Genomic DNA, 26,060 nt, shown 5'->3' with positions numbered 1-26,060 from the left:
GCAGTCTGAAGGATCTCGGCCGCGCTGAAGCCATTGGCGAAATTTCAAAGCAGCTGCAGGATAAGGCTGATGAGCAACATGAGAACGACATGGTCGATAGGGGCGGTGCTTCTGATGTCGCTCGCAGGCTGCGTGACCGTATCGGGACCGCAAACTGAATTGGCGATGGGGCTGGTATGCCCTGCCCCGACGCCGACCGCCCGGCAAAAGGCAATCCTCGATTATCTCGATAAGGCCGCGCCTTCCACGGGGCTCGATGTGCTGGCAACAGAATGGGAACGGCTTGACGAAGGTGTGCGAAAGGCGCGGGAATAATAGGCGAATTTTTTAAAGAGCAAATGGGTTTCATCTTGGCAACTGCCGGGGGATTGATCGTCTCAGTCTTGTCGTCTGAGCGCCACTCATTCGTTGTTGCAATGACCCGCGTTGCGGCCGGTCTGTTCTGCGCAACTGTTCTGGCCGATCCGTTTATCGATTTCATGCAGCTCGAACCGGGAACATACCGAAATGGTGTGGCCGGTCTTTTCGCGATGATGAGTTATGCCCTCACGCGTTTCACTGCGAACATCGACGGCAACACGCTGCTTGATTTCGTTCGCGCATTAAGAGGTGGAAAATGACCACACCTGCGGAATCTTCACGCATTGGCGACAAGGTCTTTGGATGGATAGTGCTCATCGCTTTCCTCGCATTCCTCGTGCACCGTCCTGTGTTTCGATTGATCGAGGACGTAAGCATGACCCGCGAGGAACTTGTAATTCAACTCGTGCCCAGGGCGATGACCGATACGGCCGCATATGCCTGCCGTGCTTCCCACGCTCCTCCGTAGCGAAGTTTCGATGCCTGAGCATTTTCTTGTAGTGCGCCCCGCAGCTCCGGCTGTGGGGTCTTTTTTGCGTTTAAACCCAGCGATGCAAACCCTCGAAAAGGCAGGCAGTTAATTGCTGTTTTGCAATAAATGTATGCTTGCTAACGTTTGCGCGTAATTGAAGGTATTAGGAGGAAATTATGCGTATTCTGACATTGGAAGAGATGGCTGCAGTATCGGGCGGTGGCGGCTTAGATTCACCGGGTAAAAGTGATGCCGGTTATGGCGGTCGTAGTGGGGCGACCGGTAGTTCGCGTGGAAACTCCACTAATGGTCCTGGGTCAGATGGAGACAGAGTTAACAGGGCAGATAAGCGTAATCGCGATGGTACGAAGGATAGCTGGGCAAGCACCTTTGGTCATATTGCAGGTCAAATTTCATCGGAAATTGGTGTCAATATTGGTACGAGTGGCATTAATGTCAGTGGTAAATTGAACTGTGGCTCTTGTCATGATCCGTATGGTGGTCGCGGAGGTAATAGCGGAGGATACTCTGGCCGTGACAGTCGGGCAGATGGTGGAAGCCGAGGTGGCGGACATTAAGTCCTAATAGATAGTGATCTGGTCACGAAATGAATCTTAGATCAATAAATCTACAACTGAAACTGGTGACCGCTTCGGCGGTCGCTTTGGCTTTTGCAATATGCATCGCGGCAGTATTCGGTGTTGAACGAGACGAAAGCCGATTTGTGGAATTCTTTAAAGAAACACTCGCCCCCGGAAAAGGGAATGATTACCCGCTTAACAGAATGCCATCCAAGTTTCCGGTTTGCGTATATGGAGATCGGATGGAGAGGACCGAGAAATGGACCACACTTTTCTTTGAATTATTGTCTGAGGAGACTTGGATCAATCCGAGACTTCATTACGTCAAGCGCACTATAGATTGCGCGCGCGATACGCTCCTTTACGTTTTCTATCATCAGTCTGACAAGAATACGCTATCGACTATCGTTGGGGATGTTTCGTTTATCTTGAAACGAAGCGGTCTGCCAGAATTTCATTTCATATACGATAATTTTGGCTTCGGGCATGTCTTTTATGAAAAGGGCAAGGAACCGCGTGCGTATGTCGCCGTCAATGAGGCATTAGATGTTGAAACAAAGTCCGTAGATGACAGCATCGCTCGAAATGTTATCCAGCAAGAGCTTTTACAAGTAGTTCTCGTAGCTCCTGATAGGTTCGTCACAACTGGACCCGTCTCTATCATAGAAGAACGCGAGTTGCCTGAACTGGCTGGAACAAATACCATCCTAACTGCCGAGCAAATGGCCGCCCGTTTCGAACTCAACGTGCCAAATATGTGTCTTTATGACATCATGCTTTTGAAGACCATTTACGCCAACGATCCAGCTATTATCGATGGTAGACTAGGTACTTATCTCAGTTACATCCATGCACATTATGATTATTTGGTGCTATCGGCACTGCGAATACAGAGCGATCCTCGATATCAAGATTTGTTTAAGAAAAAATGTTGAAATGGAATGCCGCAGCCGTAGTCGCGCAACGCGATACAAGGTTGCTATGCTGAAAGAACAACTGGCGCAGTTGGCATTCTGGACAATGGTAACTAGCTATATATTGTCATTACGGGCTAATAATGACTTTGCTACCGTACCTCTTGTTAAATTAGGAGGATATTTAATGCGTATTCTGAATTTAGAAGAGATGGCAGCAGTATCGGGCGGCGGCGGCGGACTTGATTCTCCCGGTAAAAGTGATGCCGGTTACGGCAGAAATACTGACTTCGGACCGTCACGCGGCCCACAAACCCGCGGCGGTAGACGCAACGATGGCCGGAACGCCGCCATGGATTCCTATCTCGGAAAAGATGTTTATGGCGCGAATTCGGTCGGTGTGAGTGGTAGTGTTGTATCAGGAGCAGTTGGCGGTGCAATCGGTGGGGCGGCCGGAGGGGTGCTTGGGGTTGGACTGGGTGCGCTGGGGGCGCGCAGTTACGGGTGGGTTGCAAGGAGGGTGGACTTCTCCAAGTCCTAGCAACAAAGGGGGACGCAGTGGTGGTGGTCGTGATAGCCGCGCCGACGGAGGCAGTCGCGGCGGAGGTCAATAATCCCGAATAGAGTAATAGTTCGGATTAACCAATTTCTATAAAATGCATTATAAAGCACAGGTAGCGCGATGAGAGTCATGTTAAATAAAGATGTTTTATATATTTTGGCTCTCATTTGCGTAACTATACTCCTTAATCAGGATGAATCGACCCAGATAATCTTATTGAAATTGGCGGCAAGTGTTCTTTTTTGGGGAATCTATACGAATAGGACGGAAACAAGAAATATTTTTTTTATTATCGATGATAAATATCATATATATATGGCGCGTATTTATAGACTCTGTGTTTTTGTCGTGCTGGTTTGCTATATTTTCATGGTCTCCGATTATCAGTGTTTACGATATTATATTGATTTTTTTAGTATTTATTTCTGTGTATATATTCATTGGAAGCACATATTACTATATTAATCAGATTAGAAAAAACGTTGATTTCTGAAATCTTATTGCAAAAGTCCTTACTTTATGGATCAAAGCACCACCCCTCTGTTTCGCAACGAAGCGGTTGTCGCGCGGCGCGATGCATGGCTCGGTAGTCCGCGTTTAATCCAGCCGATCTCGGTTCAGCTTGCCACTGTGATTGGGGTAACGGTCGTGGCACTTATTGGGATTGTTCTGGCATTCGGCGAATACACCCGTCGGGTCCGTGTTCACGGCGCAGTTGTGCCAAGCGTTACGGCATATGAATGCGTTCGATGGCCATTCTGGAAAATGGTAGCTAGCTATAAATTGTAATTACTAGCTAATAATGACTTTGCTACCGTACCTCGTGTTAAATTAGTAGGATATTTAATGCGTATTCTGACTGTAGAAGAGATGGCTGCAGTATCGGGCGGTGGACGTTTGGATTCCGCAGATCATGATGGCTCAAGTGGTCGATCTGGCTCTTCAAGTGGCAAGTCAGGCGGCAGTAATCGCACTTCGGACGGCCATGCCCAAAATAGCGGATGGGGCGCTCGAGTGGGTGGTTTAGTTGGAGGGCTAGTAGGCTCCCTAGCTGGAGGCGCACTTGCTCCGGGCGTTGCTGTAGCGAAGACAGTGGCCGGTGGTGTGGGAAAGTTCGCGGGCTATGTGATTGGAAACTCCGTCGAGAAGGGATATGTAGCCGGAGCTAATGCTGCTATAGATAAGGCGCTGCATGATGCTCAAAACGCCCGAGGACGGGCTGCAGCTAGGGGACGGTGGGGTGGCCATAATTAACTAAGTCTCATGACCTGAAGTCCAATTGGGTGCTTTAGGTCATGATGCACACTTTAGCTCGGTTGAATATCGCACGGCAGATAGAACTGTACAATGTGGTGAATGACGCCAGCGGGTTCATTGATAGTCAAACAAGGACATAATAATTATGCTCTCCGCTTTTAAAAACTACATTGATTTTATGCTGGATTATAAAAATAACTTTAATAATGACTGGAAGGAATATTTAAGGTTTTTCATAGGCTTCGCCATAGCAACCATTGTAGTCGATTTTATCTTAGAACTAAATTGGGCGGCGGCGGCTATTGTTTTCGTCAGCATATTGTTATTATTTGATTTTATATGGGTAAATATACTTTTTGTATTGCGCAGAAAGAAATAATTGTAGTGTATGTGGTTTTTTAGCATGTCGGCGAGGACATTTATTAGGCTATCGCCGAATCTAAGCAGTGTACCGCAATGCAACTGATTTTGTTGGCGGCGGATTATAGCCTGTTACATCAAAAATGAATGTATTGATGATTGTGAAGTGCTGAGAAATTTTCACTTTTAGCGACGGTTGACGTCTGAAATCTTATTGCAAAAGTCTATATTTAATGAATCAAACCGCGATCCCTCTGTTTCGCAAACAAGCCGTTGTTGCGCAGCGTGATGCATGGCTCGGTAACCCACGATTGATCCAGCCGATTTCAGTTCAGCTTGCTACCGTGATCGGGTTAACAATCATATCGCTTATCGTGGCTGTTCTGGTACTCGGCGAATACACCCGCCGGGTCCGGGTTCATGGCGCTGTCGTCCCAAGTGCGGGCGTTCTTCATGTTTTTGCGCCGCAGGCGGGACGCTTGCTGCAGGCCCAAGCCACTGATGCTGCAACCGTTGAGGCTGGTGATCCGCTATTTCTCTTGGGAACCGACACAACGACCAATCTTGGCGAGACGGAAAGCGTAGTCAAGGACCAGCTGCAGAGCCGCATTGATGAGATCGCTGAGGCGATCAGGCAACGGGTACGATTGGATGAAATTGAAAAGCGGGCATTGGCTGAACGCAGGGGTGCGGTGAAACTCGAGATCGAGCGTGTCGACGCGCAGATAAAACAGACCGAGGAATATATCGCTGTGCTTCAGCCCCGTGCCGACAAATATCGCAGGCTCGTTGACAGCGGCATCACCTTGGAGCGCAGCTTTGAGAGCGCCGAGCAAAACTATATGCAGAACAGACAGGAGCTGGAAGCACTGCGTAGGCAACGGGTTCAACTTGAAGGTACGGCTGTAGATTTAGGCTCACGATTGGAGGGGTACGATGCGTCGGCGGCTATCGCCCTCGGTGAAATGCGTCAGCGGATTGCTACGCTGAGAGAACAACTGGCGCAGGCAGAAGCACGCCGGGCGATTGTTATCGCGGCTCCTGCCAATGGTACCATCGCAGCCGTGCTTGTTCATTCTGGCCAATTGGTTGCGGCTGGTTTACCTCTCGTGTCAATCCTGCCTACCGGTGAGGCAATGGAAGTGCATCTGCTCGCTGACAGCAAGGCCATCGGTTTCATCCGTGAAGGAGCGCGGGTTCTGTTGCGTTATACGGCCTTTCCTTATCAAAAGTTCGGTCAATATGGTGGCTCGATCACGAAAGTTTCTCGCGTAACCCTCCAGCCAACCGAAACGAATGCGGACGCGCTGGCGGCGCAACCCCAACCAACACAGGCACAGTACCGCATCACAGTCCAGCCCGACCAACCGAACGTTATGGCCTATGGAAAAGCCGAGCCTTTGAGGGCGGGTATGGGTGTCGAGGCCGATCTCCTGCTCGACACCCGTCCGCTTTATCAATGGCTGCTCGAACCGCTTTACAGTCTGCGGGGACGGGCCATTGATCAGGCTGTCAAAAATCCCAAATGAAGAACGGTCTGAATTATTCCCTGTCGCTGAAGCGACAATTACCGGTCATCCTGCAAACCGAGGTTGCAGAATGCGGGCTTGCGTGTCTTGCGATGGTGGCAGGTTACTATGGCCATGCTATAGACCTCGGCACATTGCGGCGGCGGTTTTCTGTATCATTAAAAGGACTGTCGCTTCTCGATATTTCCCGTATCGCCAGCAGCCTTTTCATTGCTTCCCGGCCCGTCCGCGTAGAGATTGATGATCTTCCCAGGCTTCAAGTCCCATGCATCCTGCACTGGGAACTACGCCATTATGTGGTGCTGGAAAAGGTCACCGCGAAGGGAGTGTACATTCATGATCCAGCCCGTGGTCGGCGTCTTATTTCTCTCAAAGAACTATCCGATTGCTTTACAGGCGTGGCACTTGAACTGTGGCCAGCCGAAGGGTTTGAGCGCAAGACGGAAAAAGAGCGGATACGGCTGACTGATCTGTTCCGGCGCATCACCGGATTGAAGCGCGCGCTGTTTCAGATATTTGCCTTGTCATTGTGCCTGGAAGCGATAGCGCTTCTCTCGCCAATTGGTTCGCAGATTATCTTCGACGAAGTCATCGTGGCATCAGATCGCGATCTTCTGACGCTTGTTGCAATTGGCCTTGGGGTTCTGGTTGTCCTGCAGCTGGTTTTTGGGCTGGCCCGTTCGTGGGCCGTGCTGATCATGGGAACAAACCTGAACCCGCAATGGACGACGGCGCTGTTTGACCACCTGCTGCGCCTTCCGCTTTCGTATTTTGAGAAGCGCCATGTCGGCGACGTGGTTTCGCGGTTCGGCTCGCTCGGACGCATCCAGTCGGCATTGACCACCGATCTGGTGAGCGCCGTACTCGATGGGATCATGACCATCGGAGCTTTCATCATGATGGTACTTTACGGCGGCTGGCTGACAGCGGTCGCACTCATCGCCCTTTTGCTCCACTTGGCTCTTCGTGTTGCTGCCTATCATCCATATCGCGCTGCGAATGAGGCTGCGATCATTCAGGGTGCGAAAGAAGATAGCCATTTCATCGAAACGATCCGGGGTATCGCGAGCATCAAAACCATGGATTTGCACGACCGCCGCCGGGGTGCATGGCTCACTTTGCTGGTCAATGCAATCAATTCGGATCTCCGGATCAAAAAGCTCGAGATGCTGTTTGGTGTTCTGGGCACGTTTCTGGCGGCTGCCGATGGCATCATCATGCTCATTCTTGGTACTCGCTCGGTGATGGACGGTGCGATGACAGTGGGTATGCTGATCGCCTTCCTTGCCTACAAGGACCAGCTTGTTGGTCGTGTCGGCGCTCTGATTGATCTGGCAATCAGTCTAAAGATGCTCACGCTTCATACCGAGCGCATCGCCGATATTGCGCTGACCTCGCAAGAAGCCGCACCTATGCAGGCAATGGTGCTGCCGATGCCGATACAGACAGAGCACTCGTTGCCTGTGCGGGTTGAAAACGTGCATTACAGCTATGGCGAAGGGCTGCCGAAGGTTCTCAATGGCATCAGCCTGACGATCGAACCGGGTGAATGTCTTGCCATAACGGGTCCATCTGGCTGCGGAAAAACCACATTATTGAAAATCATGGCGGGCCTGATCGAGCCTGGCGAAGGCAAGGTTCTGTTCGGCGACACGGATATCAGCCAGATGGGCTTGGTGGATTATCGTCGGCAGATCGCAACCGTGTTGCAGGACGATCAACTGTTCGCTGGTACAATCGCCGAAAACATCTCGTGTTTTGATCCGCACGCGGATCAAGCATGGATCGAAGAATGCGCCCGGTTGGTCGCAATGAGGGACGAAATCATGGCCATGCCGATGCGATACGATTCCCTTATTGGTGATATGGGCAGTTCACTGTCAGGCGGACAGAAACAGCGTTTGTTTCTGGCGCGCGCGCTTTATCGACGGCCATCGATCCTGTTTCTGGATGAGGCGACGAGCGCTTTGGACGAAGCCAACGAACGACGTATCAATGTAGCCGTATCATCGCTCCACATCAGCAGAATACTGGTTGCACACCGCCTGTCGACAATCGCGCAGGCATCGCGACGGATTGAATTATAAACACGTGAAAATCAACCAAACGTATATCGAACTTAAATAACAATATTCACTGTATGTGCACCGGTATTTATATACAGTGCTTGTAATCCGGCTCATCTAATCTGCGCCTGCCTTGCGGCATTGCGGCGCCCTGCCCGTATGAAAATCTGATAACGATTATTCCTACCGAAGAGGTGCCCCACTGCCGAAAGGTGGCCGGGCATTTTTGCGATTTTAGGCCTACTCCATCCACTTTCCTTCTTACGTATTAAGAATTTCAAGGATGGCCTTAGCCTTGATGACGGCAGGATGCGTCCCCCCGGGTATGAGCTTGTCGTCTTCTTCCACCAGTTCGATCAGCCTGCGGATTATCCCATCTATCTCGTGGTGTTCGACGATGCGGTATCCGGCATCGTCTAGGTCATTAACCACCTTGCTCGCGGCAATGTGCGGTGCAGGCGAAAATAGCAACAAGCATCCACGATAACTTGTCGAGAATTGCCAGGCATAATCATCGGTTGGCTCCCATAGGCGGTCGAGCGAAGAAAAGAAGGCGACCTAACTGCGAGGCGTTATCCACAGGCGCAAATAAGCGTGGAAAACACGCCGGGTGCAAGGAAAATCTATCGCATCCCGGCCATGTTTTCCGTGGGACACTTAAACCCACCATTTGCAGGCGGTGAAGCGACTTTTAAAGTCTTCTCGACCGCACCATCTTCTCTCAAGAACAATTTAAAATGCCTTCCCCGCAAGGGGTTAAAGTTGTTTCTTGATTAGAGACTTTCACTTTTCATCGATGCATTACAAACAAAAACGCGCCCTTCGATGAAGAGCGCGTCTGGTTGATGACACTATTCTCGTTCAGCTTTTGCCGGTTTCCGAAAGAATGATGTTGCTGTGTTCTCCCAGCTTCGGCGAACGCTTGTCGAGCTTTAATTCGGCATCGGAGAAGCGAATAGGCGTCCGCAGACCGGGAACGCCTTGCGGGTCGATCTTCATCGCCCTCGCCTCGAATTGCGGGTCTGCGAATACATCGGCAACCGTGTTGATCGGACCGGCAGGCACGCCAATTCTGGCAAGCTCAGCCAGAAGATCGTCGCGCTTCCATGCCCGAGTCTTGTCTTCCAGAAGTGCCGTGAGAGCCGCCCGGTTGGCCACACGCGCCGAATTGCTGACGAAACGCTCGTCGGCTGCGATGTCACCGATGCCAAGCAATGAGGTCAGTTTTCCGAACTGTCCGTCATTGCCGCAGGCGATGATGAAATAGCCGTCGGAAACAGGCAGCGTCTGATAGGGCGCAATATTCGGATGGGCATTGCCCATGCGCTTTGGTGAAACACCGGACGCCAGAAAATTCATCGCCTGATTGGCCAAAACCGCTGACATACAGTCGAATAGCGCCATATCGATATGCTGGCCGATGCCGGTGCGCTCGCGCATAATGAGTGCGGACTGGATCGCAATCACGCTGTAAAGCCCGGTGAAAATGTCGGCGAAAGCCACGCCAATTTTCTGCGGCTCACCGTCAGGTTCGCCAGTCAGATCCATGATGCCGCCCATGCCCTGGATCATGAAATCATAGCCTGCACGCTCGGCGTATGGGCCGGTATGGCCGAAACCGGTGATCGAGCAATAGATCAGGCGTGGATTGATGGCTTTAAGGCTCTCATAGTCGAGGCTGTACTTATCCAATCCACCCAGCTTGAAGTTCTCGATGACAACATCGGCGTCAGCCACGAGCTGGCGTACCAGTTCCCTACCTTCATCAGTGCGGAAATCTGCAGTGATCGAACGCTTGCCGCGATTGCAAGCATGGAAATAGGCGGCGGACCTTTCGCCTTCCACATCGATGAATGGCGGCCCCCATTTGCGCGTATCGTCACCTTCAGGGCTTTCCACCTTGATGACATCGGCACCGAGATCGGAGAGCGTCTGCCCTACCCATGGTCCGGCAAGAATGCGCGCCAGTTCTACCACCTTGAGACCGTCAAGCGGCGTGTTCTGCATTTTCAGCAATCCCGTACAAAAATAAAGAGGCCCGCCCGCGAACTGCGAACGGGCCCGAATGAAAGGCTTGGCAATACAGCGATCAGAAGAATGCCTGAATGCCGGTCTGGGCGCGGCCCAGGATCAGCGCATGAACGTCATGCGTGCCTTCATAGGTGTTCACTGTTTCCAGATTCTGCGCATGGCGCATGACGTGGTATTCGATCTGGATACCATTACCGCCGTGCATATCGCGGGCCTGACGGGCAATATCGAGCGCCTTGCCGCAATTGTTGCGCTTCACGATGGAGATCATTTCCGGGGCCATCCTGCCGTCGTCGAACAGACGACCGACGCGCAAGCTTGCCTGAAGGCCAAGAGCAATTTCGGTCTGCATATCGGCCAGTTTCTTCTGGTAAAGCTGCGTGCCGGCGAGCGGCTTGTCGAACTGCTTGCGATCGAGGCCATACTGACGGGCACGGAACCAGCAATCTTCTGCAGCCCCCAGCACACCCCAGGAAATACCGTAGCGGGCGCGATTGAGGCAGCCGAACGGGCCCTTCAGACCGGAGACATTCGGCAGAAGCGCATCTTCCGAAACTTCGACGCCATCCATGACGATTTCACCGGTGATCGATGCGCGCAGCGAAAGCTTGCCGCCGATCTTCGGTGCGGAAAGGCCCTTCATACCCTTTTCGAGGATGAAGCCTCGAATGGCGTTGTCATGTGCAGCCGATTTCGCCCAGACGACGAACACATCGGCAATCGGTGAGTTCGAAATCCACATCTTGGAGCCGCTCAGGCGATAACCGCCATCGATCTTCTCGGCGCGGGTTTTCATGCCTGCCGGATCGGAACCTGCATCGGGCTCGGTCAGGCCGAAGCAGCCGATCAGTTCGCCGGAGACGAGGCCCGGAAGATATTTCTTGCGCTGTTTGTCCGAGCCATAGGCATAGATCGGATACATCACGAGCGACGACTGCACGCTCATCATCGAACGATAACCGGAATCGACACGCTCGACTTCACGCGCCACCAGGCCGTAGGCAACATAGCCTGCATTGGCTGCGCCATATTCTTCAGGAAGCGTCACGCCCAGAAGACCAGCCTGCCCCATCAGACGGAACAGTTCCGGATCGGTCGTCTCATCCAGATAGGCGTTTTCAACGCGGGGCAGCAGAACGTCCGTCGCAAAAGCCTTGGCCGAGTCGCGGATCATGCGCTCGTCTTCGGTCAGCTGGTCATCCAGCAGAAACGGGTCTTCCCAGCTAAAAGCCGCACGTGACATCAGTGTATTCTCCTCAATGAAAATTTACAGGAAATATGAACTGTGCCGAGGTCTGGTGCAATCGACGTTTACTCATCGATCTATTCCATTTAGTAATGGATCATGACTTCGATATCACGCCGCTTGCTCCCCTCCACCAGTGCGCTTGCCGCCTTTGATGCGGTTGCGCGGCATGAAAGCTTTTCGGCTGCAGCCGAGGAACTGTCGCTGACGCAAGGCGCGGTGAGCCGACAGATTGCAACACTCGAAGAGCAGCTTGGAACAGCGCTTTTCGACCGCACCAGCCGCAATGTGGTTCTATCCGATGCCGGGCGCGTCTATCTGAAGGCGGTGGGGCCAGCGCTGGCATCCATCCGTGCCGCTTCGCTGCAAGTCATGTCGCATATGCGTGGCACCACGCTCAATCTCGCTTTTCTGCCGACATTCGGCACACGCTGGCTGATCCCGCGCATACCGCGTTTCGTGGCAAAGTATCCCGATATCATCCTCAATTTTGCGACGCGTATCGGGCAGTTCGATTTTGATCGCGAAGGATTGGATGCAGCGATCCATATTGGCCAGCCGGACTGGCCCAACGCCGATAGTGTCTTCCTGATGGATGAAACGGTTGCGCCTGTGTGCAGCCCTGCATTTCTACAGCAGAATCCGGTTCATGCGCCTGCCGATCTGTTGCCGCTTCCCCTGTTCAATATGGCTTCACGCCCCGGTGCATGGGACCACTGGTTCAAGAGCCTCGATATCGCGGCTCCGGTTTCACCGGGAATGCGCTTTGAACAGTTTTCGAACGTCTCGCAGGCTTGCATTGCAGGCCTTGGCGTTGCGCTGATGCCGCTGTTCCTCATTCGCGCCGAAATCGATAGTGGCCAGCTTGTGGTTGCCTGTCCGCATACGGTCAAAAGCCCGAGCAGCTATTATTTTGTGACGCCGAAGGCTCGTTCGAGCACTCCGGCGGTGTCGGCTTTCCGGGATTGGCTGTTGGCGGAAGTCAAAAGCGAAAACAGCCGCTCAGGCGATTGATTGGCCGATTGAACGGCTGGCGATCTCGTATGAATGCAGACGCTTCTTGTGATCATGTATCATGCCGGTCAACATCAGTTCATCGGCACCGGTGCTTTCTGCAAAGGCCTTGATGCCTTTCGCTACCGTGTCCGGTCCACCGACTACACGGCATGACAGCATCTGGCGAACAAGCGCCTGCGCTGCCGGATCAAGCCGCTCCGCATAGCCTTCGACCGGTGCAGGAAGCTTGCCGGGGCGACCGCTGCGCAGGTTGACGAAAGCCTGCAGTTGCGACGTGAAAAGATGGTTCGCCTCTTCGTCCGTGTCGGCTGCGATCACGTTTAGGCCCAGCATCACATAAGGCTTCTGCATATATTCCGATGGCTCGAACCGCTCGCGATATAGAGCGATGGCGCGCTCCATTTCGGCAGGCGCGAAGTGCGAGGCAAATGCGTAAGGCAGCCCCAGCATCGCAGCAAGCTGCGCGCCGAACAGGCTGGAACCGAGAATCCAGACAGGCACATTCAACCCCTCGCCCGGCACTGCGCGCACGCGCTGACCCGGTTCGGCAGGTTTGAAATAGTTGAGCAACTCGACCACATCCTGCGGAAACGCATTGGCGTCACTGTCGAGATTACGACGAAGCGCATGAGCGGTGATCTGGTCAGTGCCCGGAGCGCGCCCAAGACCGAGATCGATACGCCCGGGAAACAGGGAAGCCAGCGTGCCGAACTGTTCTGCAATCACCAGAGGTGCGTGGTTGGGCAGCATGACGCCGCCAGCACCGACGCGAATGGTTGAGGTGCCGTTGGCGACGTAACCGATGACCACAGATGTGGCGGCACTGGCGATGCCCGGCATATTGTGGTGTTCGGCAAGCCAGTAACGGTGAAAGCCGAGCCGTTCGGCATGTTGCGCAAGCTCCAGCGTATTATGCAGCGATTGTGCTGCATCGCTACCTTCGGGAACGGGCGAAAGATCGAGAACGGATAAGGGTATCATACTGGCTCATATGGGTTGGAACGCAGCGTTTGCAACGTTAGCAAAAATCAAAAGGGCGACCTATTTCTAGGCCGCCCTTTGTCATTGGTTCAACGCAAGTTTCAGTGATGTTGCGCTGGAGCCGGTTCGCCGCCTTCATCCGATGACGCAACATATTCGCCTTCAACATCCTTCTTGGCGATGAAGGTGTAGAACATCGGCACCACGAACAACGTGAAGATCGTGCCGATCACGATACCAGTGAAGATCACCAGACCCATCGAGTAACGTGCGGCTGCACCGGCACCGGTCGCGATGATGAGCGGTACAACGCCAAGCGCCATGGCGGCAGTGGTCATCAGGATCGGACGCAGGCGGGTTTCAGCCGCGACGATGATCGCATCCCGGCGTGAAAGACCATGCAGACGGCGTTGCTGGTTGGCGAATTCCACCATCAGAATACCGTGCTTGGTAATCAGCCCGACAAGGGTGATGAGACCGACCTGCGTGTAGATGTTGAGAGTGCCGAGACCGATGTTCAGCGGCACGATGGCACCGAAGATCGACAGCGGAACCGACATCATGATGATGAACGGATCGCGGAAGCTTTCGAACTGCGCCGCAAGCACGAGATAGATCACGATGACGGCGAGGCCGAAGGCGATCAGGATCGTGTTGCCCTGCTCCACTTCCAGACGCGACTGACCGGAATAATCCAGGAAGAAGCCTTCCGGCATCTTGGATTTGGCCAGATCGACCAGAGTTTGCAGGCCCTGCCCGGTTGTAACGCCAGGCAGCGGCAGAGCTGAAATCGTGGCCGAATTCAGCTGGTTGAACTGCTCGATTGCTGCAGGCGATGCGTTCTGGCTGATCGTGATGACCGACGACAGCGGAATCATCGAGCCGGAAACACTGCGCACATAGAAGTCGCCGAGCTTTTCCGGGTTCGAACGGTATGCATCGGGCACCTGCGTGATGATGTCATAGCTGTTCGAATCGCGGTCGAACTTCGCCACCGATGCGCCACCGGTCAGGAGACCCAGTGTCGAACCGATATCGCTGATCTGCACACCCAGCGTTGCTGCGCGGTCGCGATCGATGGTGATCGTGACCTGCGGTGCGTTGAAGGAAAGCGAGTTCTGCACGATGATATACTGGCCGGAAGCCTGTGCTTCGTTCTTGATTTCCTCAGCCAGTGCGAAAACCTGATCGGCTGGGCCAGTCGATTGGATAGCAATCGAGATCGGCAGGCCGCCACCCGTTCCCGGCAGGGACGGAGGCGCGAAGATGAAAGCTTCAACACCTGCGACCTTGGAAATACGTGCGGTCAGGTCTTCCTGAATCTGCTTCTGCGAACGGGTACGCTCGTTCCAGTCCTTCAAAACCCACAGCGCGATACCGGATGTCGTGCCACCGTCCATGCCGACGATCTGGAAGCGGGTCTTCAGTTCGGGAAGATCCTTGGTCAGTTCGTCGATCTGTTCGGCATAGAGATTGGTATAGGCCGAGGTTGCATATTGCGGAGCCTGGAACATCGAGAACAGCGCGCCGGAATCTTCTTCCGGTGCCAGTTCGCTCGACGTGTTCATGAAAAGGAATCCCGTCAATCCCATCAGCGCTACGACAATTGCGAGCGTAATGCCGCGATAGTTGAGCGAGTTGGAGACACGACGGTGATACCATTTTTCGAAACGCGAGAAGGTCCGGTCGATGAACTTCTGGAACCGGGTCTGGTCGCCATGCTTGAGCATACGCGCGCACATCATTGGCGAAACCGTCAAGGCGGCAACGCCCGAAATGATAACGGCGCCAGCCAGCGTGAAGGCGAATTCGCGGAACAGGGCACCCGTCAGACCGCCCGTGAAGCCGAGTGGTGCGAACACCGCCGCCAGCGTGATCGTCATGGCGATGATCGAGCCGGTGATTTCCTTCATGCCCTTGAAGGCAGCGTCCATGGGCCGGAGGCCCTCTTCGATATGCCGGTGTATGTTCTCCAGAACCACGATGGCATCGTCGACCACAAGGCCGATGGCGAGAACCATCGCGAGCAGTGACAACAGGTTGATCGAGAAGCCGAGCGCATAAAGGAAAAAGCACACGCCGATCAACGAGATTGGGATCGTGACAATCGGAATCAGCACCGAGCGGAACGACCCGAGGAAGACAATGATGACCAGAATGACGATGGCCACGGCTTCGCCGATGGTCGTGAAGACTTCCTTGATCGAAGAGCTGATCTGCTCGGTCGCGTCATAGACGAGAACAAGCGACATGCCTTCCGGCAGCGACGCCTGGATAGATGGCAGTTCCTTGCGGACGGCAGCGGCCATGTCGATGGGGTTTGCCGCCGGTGTCGGGAAGACGCCGAGGAAGGTACCAGCCGAGCCGTTGAACGAAACGATGGTGTCCGTACTTTTCGCAGCCAGTTCGACCCGCGCAACATCACGCAGACGAACGACGTCGTCACCCGAAGCCTTGATCGGCATGGCGCCAAAGGCTTCCGGTGTCTGCAAGGTCGACTTCAATGTGATCGATGACGACACATATTCGTTCTTGGTCGTGCCGGGTGCCGACAGGAAGTTGGAAGCGTTGATTGCCGCCAGAACTTCCGGTGCCGTGATCTGACGTGCCGCAAGCTGGATCGGGTCGAGCCAGACACGCATCGAATAGACCTGACCGCCCAGAATTTCAGCCTTTGCAACACCCTGAATGGTGGACATGCGCGGCTGGATAACGCGTTCCAGATATTCCGTGATCTGTTCGCTCGTCATATTCGGGTTCTGCGCTGCCAGATACATGGTAGCGAAGTTCTGACCCGTTCCTTTGACGATGACGGGATCGTCGGATTCGTCCGGCAGGTCGCCGCGAACCTGATTGACCTTGGCGATTACTTCCGTCAGCGCCGCATCCGGGTTTGCACCGAGCTTCATCTGCACGGTCACCGTGCTCGACGACGGACGGCTCGAAGACGTCACATAGTCGATGTTTTCAGTCGTAGCGACCGCTTCGGCGATCGGCGCGGTGATGAAACCCTGAATGAGATCGGCACTCGCGCCGGCATAGTTTGTTGTGACCGTGATAACGGTTTCATCGACCTTCGGATATTCGCGCACCGTCAGCTGCGCGATACCCTGAAGGCCCAACAGAATGATCATGAGGGCAACTACCGTGGCAAGCACGGGTCGCCGGATGAAAATATCGGAAAAGCTCATCGGGATCGCCTATTGCTTGTCAGCCGGCTGGCCGGCCGGAATCGGATTGACGGTGTTGTCGATGTTCACCGGTACGCCGGGCGAGAGCCGGTTCTGGCCTGCCGTGATGATGATGTCTCCAGCCTTGAGGCCGCTCGTCACTTCGACAATGCCGGAATAGCGGCGTCCAAGCTTGATGAAGACCTGCTGTGCGACCTGCTTCTCGCCATCTTCCGGCTTGGCATCGGCAGCAGGAGCCTTGGCGGTGTTGTCGCCTTCGGCAGCCTTCGCGCCTTCCTGCTTCTGTTCCGGACGAACCGCATAGACATAGTCGCCGTACAGGCTGGAGATGATCGTGGTCTGTGGCAGGGCAATGACATTGTCTTCTTCCGGCAACTCGACGCGAACCTGCACAAACTGACCCGGTGTCAGTTCATGATCCGGATTCTGTACTTCCGCGCGCACCGAAACGAGACGGGTCGTCGGGTCGATCTTCGGATCGATACCGATAATAGTGCCGGTGAAGTTGAGTGCTTCCGCAGTCGAACCGACCTTGACGGTTTGTCCAAGCTTGATGGAGGCAAGCGACTGTTCCGGGACAGTGAAGTCGATGCGCATCACGTCGGTGTTCTGCAGCGTGGCAATGACCGTGCCGGGCGTCAGATACTGGCCGAGATCGACCTTGGAAATGCCGATAACGCCTGAGAACGGGGCCTTGACCGACTTCTGCGCCAGCGTTGCACGCATCTTTTCCACCACCGCACCGGCGGCATTGGCGACCGATGCAGTCGTATCGACATTTGATACAGCACCGACACCGCGCGTGCGCAGCGTATCGGCGCGTTTCAGGTTCTGCTGTGCAAGAACGGCTTCAGCTTCGGCGGCTGCGAGGTCCGCCTTCTGAATGCTGTCTTCCAGCTGAAGCAGCAGGTCGCCTTCCTTGACTTCCTGATTGGCCTTGAAGTTGATCTTCTGCACGAGGCCGTCAAGCTGTACGGTCAGATCGACGCCATTGAGCGCATTGGCCGTGCCGATGGCTTCCACACCAGGCTTCCATACGCCCGGCTCCACTGTCACGGTCGAAACCGTCTGGGCGGGCTGCTGCATGTTGGCGAAAAAGTCTTTGATGGCCTGTGATCGGAACAGGTTAAAGCCAACGAGGCCTCCAACGACGATCACGAGGAATATTATTGCCAGAATAAGGCGCTTGATCATTGCGGATGCACTCCAGATGGCTCCCTGATCGATCAGGGTTGGGGGATTGGCCGCGGCGCCTTCTTTCGCAGTCACGCAAAGGTCGCGCGTATTTTACTTGAATGAAAGTGGCGAATAACTGTACCGTCTGGACGGTATTGTCAACATACGAACTGTCAGGAGACACCAGTAAATTGCTAACAAAAAAGAAGGTCTCGTCGCGCGAGCGTATTTTGCGCGCTGCTACTGAGCTTGCCCGTGAGATCGGACCCGCTCACCTGTCTCTCGATGCTGTAGCAGCCCGTGCGGGCCTTTCAAAAGGCGGATTACTTTATTCTTTTCCGACAAAGGCCAAACTGCTCGAAGCGGTGGTCGAAGAATATATGAAAGAGCACGAACACGCCATGGAGGTTCAGGAAACACTCCAGAAAGGCGATAAAAACCGCGTGGCACGGGCTTTTCTCGATGTTTACCGGGTTCAGGCCGATGATGAGCCACCGGCTTGTGGTGTCCTTGCCGCGCTTGCCGAAGATCCCGGTTTCATGGTGCCGGTTCGCCGATATCACAGGGCATTTCTCGACCGCATGATCAAGGACACGACCGATTCCGATACCGCGCTGATTGTCTACCTGGCCGTCGCGGGTCTCGAATGCTCCAAACTGATGGAATGTGAAATTCTGAACGATGAGGAACAGCGCGCCGTTCTCGTCCGTTTGGAAAACATGCTGACAGAAAACTGACAGCTATAAAGAAAAAGGGCGCCGGGCGCCCTTAATTTTAGCAAGTTTCGAATCAGAGCGCGGGAATATCACCCCTCGCCCATCCTTCCGAAGTTTCGGCGGAAAAATCGCCAAAACGCCCGTCGGCAATCGATGCGCGGATGCCCTTCATCAGATACTGATAATAGGCCAGGTTATTCCAGGTCAGGAGCATGGCGCCGAGCGCTTCACCGGATTTTACCAGATGGTGCAGATAGGCGCGGCTATAGTCGCGCGATGCCGGACAATCTGATTCCGGATCGAGCGGGCGATGATCGTCTGCATGGCGCGCATTACGCAGGTTCACTTTGCCAAAGCGCGTAAATGCGAGGCCGTGACGGCCTGCGCGCGTCGGCATCACGCAATCGAACATGTCGATCCCGCGCGCCACCGACTTCAGAATATCGTCCGGCGTGCCGACACCCATCAGGTAGCGGGGCTTTTCCGATGGCAGGATCGGGCAGACCACTTCCAGCATGTCGAGCATGACCTGCTGCGGCTCGCCGACCGCAAGTCCACCGACCGAATAGCCCTTGAGATCCATGGCCTTCAGCGCTTCCGCCGATTTCTCACGCAGACGCGCTACATCGCCGCCCTGCACGATGCCGAACATCGCTTTGCCCGGCTGAATGCCGAAAGCGACCTTGCAGCGTTCGGCCCAGCGCAGCGACAATTCCATTGCGCGCTCGGTGTTCTTTTCCGGTGAAGGCAGCGCCACGCATTCATCGAGCTGCATCTGGATATCGCTATCCAGCAGCCCCTGAATCTCGATGGATCGCTCCGGCGTCATTTCATAAGGCTTGCCATCGATATGCGAGCGGAATGTCACGCCTTTCTCGTCGAGCTTGCGCAATTGCGCGAGCGACATGACCTGAAAACCACCGGAATCGGTCAGGATCGGGCCTTTCCAGCCGCCGAACTCATGCAGGCCACCCAACCGCGCCACGCGCTCGGCACCCGGCCGCAGCATCAGGTGATAGGTATTGCCAAGGATGATATCGGCGCCAAGTTCTTTCACCTGGTCCATATACATGGCCTTGACCGTGCCAGCCGTACCGACCGGCATGAAGGCAGGCGTGCGCACCACGCCGCGCGGCATGGAAATCTCGCCCTGACGAGCAGCGCCGTCGGTTGCCAGCACTTTGAATTCGAAGTTTTCGCTTGTCTTTAGATTTTCCAGAGTCATGCGGTGTCTTTAGCTTTGTCGGCCCGCTCAAGCAAGCTGGCGTCACCATAGGAATAAAAGCGATAGCCATTGCTGATGGCGTGTTCATAGGCGGCGTGCATCGTCTCAAAGCCGCTGAAGGCCGATACCAGCATGAACAGCGTCGAGCGCGGCAGATGGAAGTTGGTCATCAGCAGATCGACTGCACGGAACTTGTAGCCCGGCGTGATGAAGATATCGGTCGCACCGGCCCACGGACGGATGATGCCATCTTCGCCCGCAGCACTTTCGATCAGGCGCAGCGACGTCGTACCAACGCAGATGATCTTGCCGCCCCGCTCGTGCACAGCATTGAGCGCATCGGCGGTCCGCTGCGACACATAACCGATTTCAGAATGCATCTTGTGGTCGGTCGTATCGTCGGCCTTGACCGGCAAGAACGTTCCCGCCCCCACATGCAGCGTTACGAAATGTTCTTCAACGCCTTTGGCCTTGATCTTTTCCAGAAGATCGGGCGTGAAATGCAATCCGGCAGTGGGAGCGGCAACAGCGCCCTCTTCGCGGGCATAGACCGTCTGATAGTCCTTGCGGTCGCGCTCGTCTTCGGCGCGCTTCGACGCGATATAGGGTGGCAGTGGAATATGCCCGACCGATGCGATGGCCTCATCCAGCATGGCGCCGGAAAGGTCGAACACGAGAAGCGCTTCGCCCGCATCGCCCTTTTCCGCCACGGTGGCATCAAGTGTACCAAGGAAGCAGCTTGAACCGGAATGGCCGAAACGGATGCGGTCGCCCTCCTTTACGCGCTTGCCCGGACGCAGAAACGCTTTCCAGCGATCCGGACCGGTGCGCATATGCAACGTGGCGCTGACCTGCGAAATATTGCCATCGCGCTCGCGCATGCCTTCAAGCTGCGCGGGTATCACCTTGGTATCATTGAAAACAAGCGCATCGCCGGGTTGCAATAGATCGGGCAGCTCGAACACCTGTCGATCTTCGAATGGCTGGCCGGGACGGACACGCAACAGTCTGGCGTGGTCACGTGGTTCGGCTGGACGCAGAGCAATGCTCTCTTCCGGCAAATCGAAATCGAAAAGATCAACACGCATTATGAACCTCTAAAGCATTTCCAGCAAAAGTGCGAAGCGGTTTTGCGTTCGGAAATGCGGTAAACAAATTACGGCCCCGGTATGAACCGGAGCCGTAATTTCTCAATGAAATCGGCAGGATCAGATGTCGGCAGCGATGCGCGCCGTCACGATCGTGTCCGGATCGGCAACAGGCTCACCGCGCTTGATCTTGTCGACATTGTCCATGCCTTCAATGACCTGGCCCCAGACGCTGTACTGGCGGTCGAGCCACGGAGCGTCGGCAAAGCAGATGAAGAACTGCGAATTGGCCGAATTCGGGTTGGCCGAACGGGCCATCGAAGCAGTGCCACGCTTGTGCGGCGTGTTGGAGAATTCAGCCTTCAGGTCTGGCTTGTCCGAACCGCCCATGCCCGCACGCGAGCCATTGAAATGCGCGCCGCCGGTCTTGCCGAACTTCACGTCGCCGGTCTGTGCCATGAATCCGTCGATTACGCGGTGGAACACAACGCCGTCATAAGCGCCTTCGCGAGCCAGTTCCTTGACGCGCGCAACATGATCCGGCGCGAGGTCTGGATAGAGTTCAAGAACGACGTTGCCCTTGGTGGTTTCCAGAACGAGCGTGTTTTCAGGGTCTTTGTAAGCCATTGGGCCTCTCCTTGTATTTACTTCTTATCGTATTTTACTTTTTATCGGCCTGAAGCGTGGCCTTGATGATCTTATCGGGGTTTTCCACGGCGCCATTATCGGCTTCGCTACCCTTCTTTATCTTGTCGACGATATCCATGCCGCTGACAACCTTGCCGACCACAGTGTACTGGCCGTTGAGGAATGCGCCGTCCGCAAACATGATGAAGAATTGCGAATTGGCCGAATTCGGGTTCTGGCTGCGGGCCATGCCGACCGTGCCGCGCACGAAGGGTTCTTTTGAGAACTCTGCCGGAATATCGGGATAGTCGGAACCGCCGGTGCCGACGCGCGAAGCATCGAAACCCTTGTCCACGTTACCGAACTTTACATCGCCGGTCTGGGCCATGAAGCCCGGAATGACGCGGTGGAAGGCAACGCCGTTATAAGCGCCTTCCCCGACCAGCTTTTCAATCTGGGCGACATGCTTCGGCGCGAGGTCGGGACGAAGCTGGATGGCAACGTCGCCGTCCTTCAGCTTGAGAACGACGGTGTTTTCGGCATTGGCGGCGGAAGCCGTCTGGACCGCCCCTTGCGACAGCGCGATAAAGGCAACAGCGGCAAGCGCCGAACGGATGAAAGACATGATCGAAAAACTCCCTGCAGTCAGGATTTGAATTTGGTGTTCAAGGCGGCAGCAACAGCCGCAGGAACGAAGGGCTTTATATCGCCGCCCATGGAGGCAATCTGGCGGACCAATGTGGCGGTAATTGTGCGTACTGCCGGGTCTGCCGGCAGGAATACGGTCTGCAATTCCGGCGCCATAGTGCCGTTCATGCCCGCCATCTGCATTTCATAGTCGAGATCGGTGCCATCGCGCAAACCACGCACCATCAATTGTGCGGCATGTTTGCGCGCTGCATCGATAACCAGCCCGTCGAAGGAAATGACCGATACCCGGCCTGCATCCTTGCCCAATATGGCCTTGGAGCTTTCACCGATGAGCGCCACGCGTTCCTCGAAGGTGAAGAGAGGTTTTTTGCCGGGATGAACGCCGATCGCGACAATAACCTCGTCGGCAAGGCGCAAGGCACCTTTGAGGACATCCATATGGCCGTTTGTCACCGGGTCGAAGGAGCCCGCATAAATCGCGATCGTCATTTCTTCCAGCTAGCCTTTTCTGACGGGATTTTCAACAAGAACCACTGCGATAAGAAAACAGAAACCAAGAAACCAGATGAATGCGATATGAACAGCAATTTCACGACAAGTTCACAACCGATTTACCAAGATAGGTGCAAGTTTGGTGCAACCTTTTCGCTTCTGAAGCGTATGTATGTCGAAAGGATAACACGATGATGATCTTTCTTCTGGCATTATCCATGATGGTCGCGATGGCTGCATCGGCAATCATACTGCTTCTCGAAGAGAACGAGTCCAAGCGTCAGCGCGTGCGTCAGGTGACATTTGACATCAATAGCTTGCGCAACATGCGTTCGCGCTGAGTATTAGCAGCCGAGTTCACGCAATAGCGTTGGAGCTTGCTGTGAAAGAGTTTCTGTGATCGCCAATTCCTCCAGTCTTGGCATCTGAAAAAGGCCGATGGTTCCCGCCATCGGCCTTTTTCATTGATCTATATAAAAAGCCCGGGTCCGTTGGTTTGTCGCATTATCCGATGCAAAACTGTTTCACACTTTTGGCTCGAAAATGCTCTACCCCGGGCTTCTCTATTATTCTTCGGTGTCCGCGATTGGTGCTTCGCCTTCAGAGGCTGCCTCGCCCTCACTGCCGTTTTCTTCATCGCTATCCGCTTCGGATATGCGTTCGACCGAGACGACCTTTTCGCCATCCGCCGTGTTGAAGATCGTGACGCCCTTGGTGGAACGTCCGGCAATACGGATACCGTCAACCGGTACGCGAATGAGCTGTCCGCCATCGGAAACAAGCAGAATCTGGTCGCTCGCCTCGACCGGGAACAGGGCAACGAGCTTGCCGATTTCGTCGGTCTTCGACGTGTCGGTAGCGCGGATGCCCTTGCCGCCACGGCCTGAAACGCGGAACTCGTAGGACGAGGAACGTTTGCCGTAACCGTATTCGCTGACAGTCAGCACGGTTTCTTCGCGGGCCTTCAGCTCCTGATAGAGCTCTTCGGTCAGTTCCGCATCGGTTCCGACGTCCTCGCCGACAACCACGATGTCGTCTGCGTCGTCCGCACCCTGCGCCCGGCGCTCGGCAATCGAACGCTTGAGATAGGCGGAACGGGTTGATGCATCGGCATCGACGTGATGCAGGATCGCCATGGAGATGACCTTGTCGCCATCGGCCAGATTGATGCCGCGCACGCCGATCGAGTTGCGGCCTGCAAAGACGCGCACATCGGTAACCGGGAATCGAATGCACTGGCCACCGGCACAGGTCAGAAGCACATCGTCGAATTCCGTACAGGTATCGACGGAGAGGATTTCATCGCCCTCGTCTTCCAACTTCATCGCGATCTTGCCGTTGCGGTTGACCTGAACGAAGTCGGACAACTTGTTACGGCGAACCGTACCGCGCGTGGTCGAGAACATGACGTCGAGATTTGCCCAGGATTCTTCATCCTCCGGCAACGGCATGATTGTGGTGATGCGCTCGCCCTGCTGCAATGGCAGCATGTTGATGAGCGCCTTGCCGCGCGACTGCGGTGTACCGACAGGCAGACGCCAGACCTTCTCCTTGTAGACAATGCCACGCGAGGAGAAGAACAGAACCGGCGTATGCGTATTGGCAACAAACAGACGTGTTACGAAATCCTCATCCTTAGTCGCCATGCCGGAACGGCCCTTGCCGCCGCGGCGCTGCGCACGATAGGTCGTTAGCGGAACGCGCTTGATATAGCCTGCATGGCTGACGGTGACGACCATATCCTCACGGGCGATCAGGTCTTCGTCATCCATTTCGGCGCCACCGAAACCGATTTCGGTGCGGCGTGGCGTGGCGAACTCGTCACGAACCGCAATCATCTCATCCTTGACGATCGTCATCACGCGCAGGCGCGACGAGAGAATGTCGAGATAATCGCGGATTTCCTCGCCGATCTTGTTCAGTTCGTCTGCCACTTCGTCGCGACCGAGCGCGGTCAGGCGCTGCAAACGCAGGTCGAGAATGGCACGAGCCTGTTCTTCGGAGAGGTTATAGGTGTCGTCTTCATTGATACGATGGCGCGGATCGTCGATGAGACGGATCAGCGGAGCCACATCGACTGCAGGCCAGCGACGTTCCATCAACTGCTCGCGGGCCGTCGTTGGATCGGGCGCACGACGGATGAGTGCAATCACCTCATCGATATTGGCGACCGCAATTGCAAGGCCGACCAACACATGCGCGCGGTCGCGCGCCTTGTTGAGCAGGAACTTGGTGCGGCGCGTCACGACTTCCTCGCGGAAGGCAACAAAAGCGCGCAGCATGTCGAGCAGATTGAGCTGTTCCGGCTTGCCGCCGTTCAGCGCCACCATGTTGCAACCGAACGAGGTTTGCAGCGGCGTGTAGCGATAGAGCTGGTTCAGAACGACATCGGCAACGGCGTCGCGCTTGAGTTCGACCACAACGCGATAGCCTTCGCGGTCGGATTCGTCACGCAGATCGGAAATGCCTTCGATGCGCTTGTCGCGCACCAGTTCGGCCATTTTCTCGATCATCGAAGCCTTGTTCACCTGATACGGGATCTCGGTGATGATAATGGCTTCGCGGTCACCGCGCATCGGCTCAATGGTGGCCCGCCCGCGCATGATCACAGAACCGCGCCCGGTCGTGTAGGCGGAATTGATGCCTGCGCGTCCGAGGATGATGCCACCGGTCGGGAAATCCGGACCAGGGATGATCTCAATCATTTCTTCCAACTGAATGGCCGGATTCTCGATGAGCGCTACGCAGCCATCAATGACTTCACCGAGATTGTGTGGCGGAATGTTGGTCGCCATGCCGACAGCGATACCGCCCGAACCGTTGACGAGCAGGTTCGGGAAGCGTGCAGGCATAACCACAGGTTCCTGCTCGCGGCCGTCATAATTGTCCTGGAAGTCGACCGTGTCCTTGTCGATGTCCGACAGGATGGATTCGGTAAGCTTTTCCAGACGGCATTCGGTGTAACGCATCGCTGCCGGCGGATCGCCGTCGATGGAGCCGAAATTGCCCTGCCCGTCGACAAGCGGATCGCGCATGGAGAAATCCTGCGCCATACGCACGAGAGCGTCATAAATAGAAGCGTCGCCATGCGGGTGATACTTACCCATGACCTCACCGACCACACCCGCCGACTTACGGTACGGGCGGTTATAGGCGAGGTTCATCTCGTTCATGGCGTGGAGAATGCGGCGATGCACGGGCTTCAGGCCGTCGCGCACATCGGGCAGCGCACGGCTCACGATAACGCTCATCGCGTAATCGAGATAGGAGCGCTGCATCTCCTCGATAATGGAAATCGGTTCGATACCGCTAGGGCCGCCGTTTGGGCCACCATTCATATCGTCGGAACCGGGTGGAGGCGTTTGATCTGACACTATTCAGATTTCTTTCTCAACAGAATCGATAAAGTCACTTTATAACGGAAACCAGCAAAAAACGCCAATTTCACGACCGTTTCGGCGGGCTATTTCCGTCTGTCAATTCAATGACTTAAAAGATATTCACATAAAGATTGAGCA

22 protein-coding genes are annotated in these 26,060 nt (G+C 54.8%); 11 read left to right on the top strand and 11 right to left on the bottom strand.

All coding sequences use genetic code 11. The annotated features are described in order from the left end of the window. The first annotated feature begins 69 nt into the window (after positions 1 to 69). The 8 genes from KWJ32_RS17225 (at position 70) to KWJ32_RS17190 (ending at position 8,122) form a co-directional block, all read left to right on the top strand. Positions 70 to 315 carry a hypothetical protein gene (locus KWJ32_RS17225; RefSeq protein ID WP_125334246.1) on the top strand — a complete coding sequence of 82 codons (246 nt, stop codon included), beginning with the start codon at positions 70 to 72 and terminating at the stop codon, positions 313 to 315. Positions 316 to 338: 23 nt separating this feature from the next. Continuing rightward, complete coding sequence (locus tag KWJ32_RS17220) at positions 339 to 620, top strand: hypothetical protein (RefSeq protein ID WP_151609926.1); 282 nt, start codon at positions 339 to 341, stop codon at positions 618 to 620. Next, complete coding sequence (locus KWJ32_RS17215; RefSeq protein ID WP_192799837.1) at positions 617 to 829, top strand: hypothetical protein; 213 nt, start codon at positions 617 to 619, stop codon at positions 827 to 829. The genes KWJ32_RS17220 and KWJ32_RS17215 overlap by 4 nt, the downstream gene beginning before the upstream one ends. 179 nt (positions 830 to 1,008) lie before the next feature. After that, complete coding sequence (locus KWJ32_RS17210) at positions 1,009 to 1,410, top strand: hypothetical protein (protein ID WP_144243794.1); 402 nt, start codon at positions 1,009 to 1,011, stop codon at positions 1,408 to 1,410. A 29-nt stretch (positions 1,411 to 1,439) separates the two neighbouring features. Further along, positions 1,440 to 2,348 (top strand): hypothetical protein, encoded by a 909-nt coding sequence (locus KWJ32_RS17205; protein WP_012092057.1) that lies wholly within the window; start codon positions 1,440 to 1,442, stop codon positions 2,346 to 2,348. Between the two features lie 46 nt (positions 2,349 to 2,394). Beyond that, on the top strand, positions 2,395 to 2,868 hold the full coding sequence (locus KWJ32_RS17200) for a hypothetical protein (RefSeq protein WP_144243795.1): 474 nt from the start codon (positions 2,395 to 2,397) through the stop codon (positions 2,866 to 2,868). 1,871 nt (positions 2,869 to 4,739) lie between these two features. Continuing rightward, positions 4,740 to 6,035: an HlyD family efflux transporter periplasmic adaptor subunit gene (locus tag KWJ32_RS17195; RefSeq protein ID WP_012092059.1), complete on the top strand. Its 1,296-nt coding sequence runs from the start codon at positions 4,740 to 4,742 to the stop codon at positions 6,033 to 6,035. Then, positions 6,032 to 8,122, top strand: coding sequence for a peptidase domain-containing ABC transporter (locus KWJ32_RS17190; protein ID WP_151609923.1), 2,091 nt, complete (start codon positions 6,032 to 6,034; stop codon positions 8,120 to 8,122). Before KWJ32_RS17195 ends, KWJ32_RS17190 begins: the two co-directional genes overlap by 4 nt. 840 nt (positions 8,123 to 8,962) lie before the next feature. Here the strand turns inward: KWJ32_RS17190 and KWJ32_RS17185 are convergent. After that, positions 8,963 to 10,108, bottom strand: a complete 1,146-nt coding sequence (locus KWJ32_RS17185; RefSeq protein WP_151609921.1) for a CaiB/BaiF CoA-transferase family protein — start codon at positions 10,106 to 10,108, stop codon at positions 8,963 to 8,965. An 82-nt stretch (positions 10,109 to 10,190) separates the two neighbouring features. Further along, complete coding sequence (locus KWJ32_RS17180) at positions 10,191 to 11,375, bottom strand: acyl-CoA dehydrogenase (protein WP_192799836.1); 1,185 nt, start codon at positions 11,373 to 11,375, stop codon at positions 10,191 to 10,193. A 102-nt stretch (positions 11,376 to 11,477) separates the two neighbouring features. Here KWJ32_RS17180 and KWJ32_RS17175 point away from each other — a divergent pair, with 102 nt between their 5' ends. Continuing rightward, positions 11,478 to 12,392, top strand: a complete 915-nt coding sequence (locus KWJ32_RS17175) for a LysR family transcriptional regulator (RefSeq protein ID WP_010660108.1) — start codon at positions 11,478 to 11,480, stop codon at positions 12,390 to 12,392. Here the strand turns inward: KWJ32_RS17175 and KWJ32_RS17170 are convergent. The 3 genes from KWJ32_RS17170 to KWJ32_RS17160 all read right to left on the bottom strand — a co-directional run bounded on the left by KWJ32_RS17170 (position 12,381) and on the right by KWJ32_RS17160 (position 17,761). Further along, complete coding sequence (locus KWJ32_RS17170; protein WP_029924843.1) at positions 12,381 to 13,376, bottom strand: LLM class flavin-dependent oxidoreductase; 996 nt, start codon at positions 13,374 to 13,376, stop codon at positions 12,381 to 12,383. The genes KWJ32_RS17175 and KWJ32_RS17170 overlap by 12 nt on opposite strands. A 101-nt stretch (positions 13,377 to 13,477) precedes the next feature. Continuing rightward, a complete protein-coding gene (locus tag KWJ32_RS17165) occupies positions 13,478 to 16,567 on the bottom strand; it encodes an efflux RND transporter permease subunit (RefSeq protein ID WP_010660110.1) in 3,090 nt (1,029 codons plus the stop codon). 9 nt (positions 16,568 to 16,576) lie between these two features. After that, entirely contained in the window at positions 16,577 to 17,761 is a 1,185-nt protein-coding gene (locus KWJ32_RS17160; RefSeq protein ID WP_012092065.1) for an efflux RND transporter periplasmic adaptor subunit, read from the bottom strand. 173 nt (positions 17,762 to 17,934) lie between these two features. Between KWJ32_RS17160 and KWJ32_RS17155 the strand changes: the two genes are divergently transcribed. After that, positions 17,935 to 18,480, top strand: coding sequence for a TetR/AcrR family transcriptional regulator (locus tag KWJ32_RS17155; protein WP_040129306.1), 546 nt, complete (start codon positions 17,935 to 17,937; stop codon positions 18,478 to 18,480). A gap of 52 nt (positions 18,481 to 18,532) precedes the next feature. On the opposite strand, the gene tgt is transcribed toward KWJ32_RS17155, so the two are convergent. From tgt to coaD, 5 genes are all read right to left on the bottom strand, one after another. Further along, a complete protein-coding gene (tgt, locus tag KWJ32_RS17150) occupies positions 18,533 to 19,684 on the bottom strand; it encodes a tRNA guanosine(34) transglycosylase Tgt (RefSeq protein WP_012092067.1) in 1,152 nt (383 codons plus the stop codon). Beyond that, the gene (gene queA, locus KWJ32_RS17145) at positions 19,681 to 20,772 is read right to left on the bottom strand and encodes a tRNA preQ1(34) S-adenosylmethionine ribosyltransferase-isomerase QueA (RefSeq protein ID WP_012092068.1); all 1,092 of its coding nucleotides are present in this window, start codon (positions 20,770 to 20,772) and stop codon (positions 19,681 to 19,683) included. The genes tgt and queA overlap by 4 nt, the downstream gene beginning before the upstream one ends. 120 nt (positions 20,773 to 20,892) lie before the next feature. After that, the gene (locus tag KWJ32_RS17140; RefSeq protein ID WP_012092069.1) at positions 20,893 to 21,399 is read right to left on the bottom strand and encodes a peptidylprolyl isomerase; all 507 of its coding nucleotides are present in this window, start codon (positions 21,397 to 21,399) and stop codon (positions 20,893 to 20,895) included. 34 nt (positions 21,400 to 21,433) lie between these two features. Then, a complete protein-coding gene (locus tag KWJ32_RS17135) occupies positions 21,434 to 22,024 on the bottom strand; it encodes a peptidylprolyl isomerase (protein WP_012092070.1) in 591 nt (196 codons plus the stop codon). Between the two features lie 20 nt (positions 22,025 to 22,044). Beyond that, positions 22,045 to 22,539: a pantetheine-phosphate adenylyltransferase gene (gene coaD / locus KWJ32_RS17130; protein ID WP_012092071.1), complete on the bottom strand. Its 495-nt coding sequence runs from the start codon at positions 22,537 to 22,539 to the stop codon at positions 22,045 to 22,047. A 194-nt stretch (positions 22,540 to 22,733) separates the two neighbouring features. Here coaD and KWJ32_RS17125 point away from each other — a divergent pair, with 194 nt between their 5' ends. Beyond that, on the top strand, positions 22,734 to 22,883 hold the full coding sequence (locus tag KWJ32_RS17125; protein ID WP_010660118.1) for a hypothetical protein: 150 nt from the start codon (positions 22,734 to 22,736) through the stop codon (positions 22,881 to 22,883). Between the two features lie 225 nt (positions 22,884 to 23,108). On the opposite strand, the gene gyrA is transcribed toward KWJ32_RS17125, so the two are convergent. Then, positions 23,109 to 25,880: a DNA gyrase subunit A gene (gene gyrA / locus KWJ32_RS17120; RefSeq protein ID WP_012092072.1), complete on the bottom strand. Its 2,772-nt coding sequence runs from the start codon at positions 25,878 to 25,880 to the stop codon at positions 23,109 to 23,111. Positions 25,881 to 26,060: the final 180 nt, after the last annotated feature.

Origin of the sequence: Ochrobactrum sp. BTU2 (genome assembly GCF_024539785.1) — a bacterium.
In the GTDB taxonomy this organism is placed as follows: domain Bacteria; phylum Pseudomonadota; class Alphaproteobacteria; order Rhizobiales; family Rhizobiaceae; genus Brucella; species Brucella anthropi.
The sequence above is the reverse complement of the archived record's forward strand: the minus strand, read 5'-3'. Positions and strand labels throughout refer to the sequence as shown.

Excerpts from the sequence above, each read along its gene's own strand:
- KWJ32_RS17225 (WP_125334246.1), top strand. The coding sequence starts at position 70 with ATGAGCAACATGAGAACGACATGGTCGATAGGGGCGGTGCTTCTGATG.
- KWJ32_RS17220 (WP_151609926.1), top strand. The coding sequence starts at position 339 with ATGGGTTTCATCTTGGCAACTGCCGGGGGATTGATCGTCTCAGTCTTG.
- KWJ32_RS17215 (WP_192799837.1), top strand. The coding sequence starts at position 617 with ATGACCACACCTGCGGAATCTTCACGCATTGGCGACAAGGTCTTTGGA.
- KWJ32_RS17210 (WP_144243794.1), top strand. The coding sequence starts at position 1,009 with ATGCGTATTCTGACATTGGAAGAGATGGCTGCAGTATCGGGCGGTGGC.
- KWJ32_RS17205 (WP_012092057.1), top strand. The coding sequence starts at position 1,440 with ATGAATCTTAGATCAATAAATCTACAACTGAAACTGGTGACCGCTTCG.
- KWJ32_RS17200 (WP_144243795.1), top strand. The coding sequence starts at position 2,395 with ATGCTGAAAGAACAACTGGCGCAGTTGGCATTCTGGACAATGGTAACT.
- KWJ32_RS17195 (WP_012092059.1), top strand. The coding sequence starts at position 4,740 with ATGAATCAAACCGCGATCCCTCTGTTTCGCAAACAAGCCGTTGTTGCG.
- KWJ32_RS17190 (WP_151609923.1), top strand. The coding sequence starts at position 6,032 with ATGAAGAACGGTCTGAATTATTCCCTGTCGCTGAAGCGACAATTACCG.
- KWJ32_RS17185 (WP_151609921.1), bottom strand. The coding sequence starts at position 10,108 with ATGCAGAACACGCCGCTTGACGGTCTCAAGGTGGTAGAACTGGCGCGC.
- KWJ32_RS17180 (WP_192799836.1), bottom strand. The coding sequence starts at position 11,375 with ATGTCACGTGCGGCTTTTAGCTGGGAAGACCCGTTTCTGCTGGATGAC.
- KWJ32_RS17175 (WP_010660108.1), top strand. The coding sequence starts at position 11,478 with ATGACTTCGATATCACGCCGCTTGCTCCCCTCCACCAGTGCGCTTGCC.
- KWJ32_RS17170 (WP_029924843.1), bottom strand. The coding sequence starts at position 13,376 with ATGATACCCTTATCCGTTCTCGATCTTTCGCCCGTTCCCGAAGGTAGC.
- KWJ32_RS17165 (WP_010660110.1), bottom strand. The coding sequence starts at position 16,567 with ATGAGCTTTTCCGATATTTTCATCCGGCGACCCGTGCTTGCCACGGTA.
- KWJ32_RS17160 (WP_012092065.1), bottom strand. The coding sequence starts at position 17,761 with ATGATCAAGCGCCTTATTCTGGCAATAATATTCCTCGTGATCGTCGTT.
- tgt (WP_012092067.1), bottom strand. The coding sequence starts at position 19,684 with ATGACTCTGGAAAATCTAAAGACAAGCGAAAACTTCGAATTCAAAGTG.
- queA (WP_012092068.1), bottom strand. The coding sequence starts at position 20,772 with ATGCGTGTTGATCTTTTCGATTTCGATTTGCCGGAAGAGAGCATTGCT.
- KWJ32_RS17140 (WP_012092069.1), bottom strand. The coding sequence starts at position 21,399 with ATGGCTTACAAAGACCCTGAAAACACGCTCGTTCTGGAAACCACCAAG.
- KWJ32_RS17135 (WP_012092070.1), bottom strand. The coding sequence starts at position 22,024 with ATGTCTTTCATCCGTTCGGCGCTTGCCGCTGTTGCCTTTATCGCGCTG.
- coaD (WP_012092071.1), bottom strand. The coding sequence starts at position 22,539 with ATGACGATCGCGATTTATGCGGGCTCCTTCGACCCGGTGACAAACGGC.
- KWJ32_RS17125 (WP_010660118.1), top strand. The coding sequence starts at position 22,734 with ATGATGATCTTTCTTCTGGCATTATCCATGATGGTCGCGATGGCTGCA.
- gyrA (WP_012092072.1), bottom strand. The coding sequence starts at position 25,880 with ATGAATGGTGGCCCAAACGGCGGCCCTAGCGGTATCGAACCGATTTCC.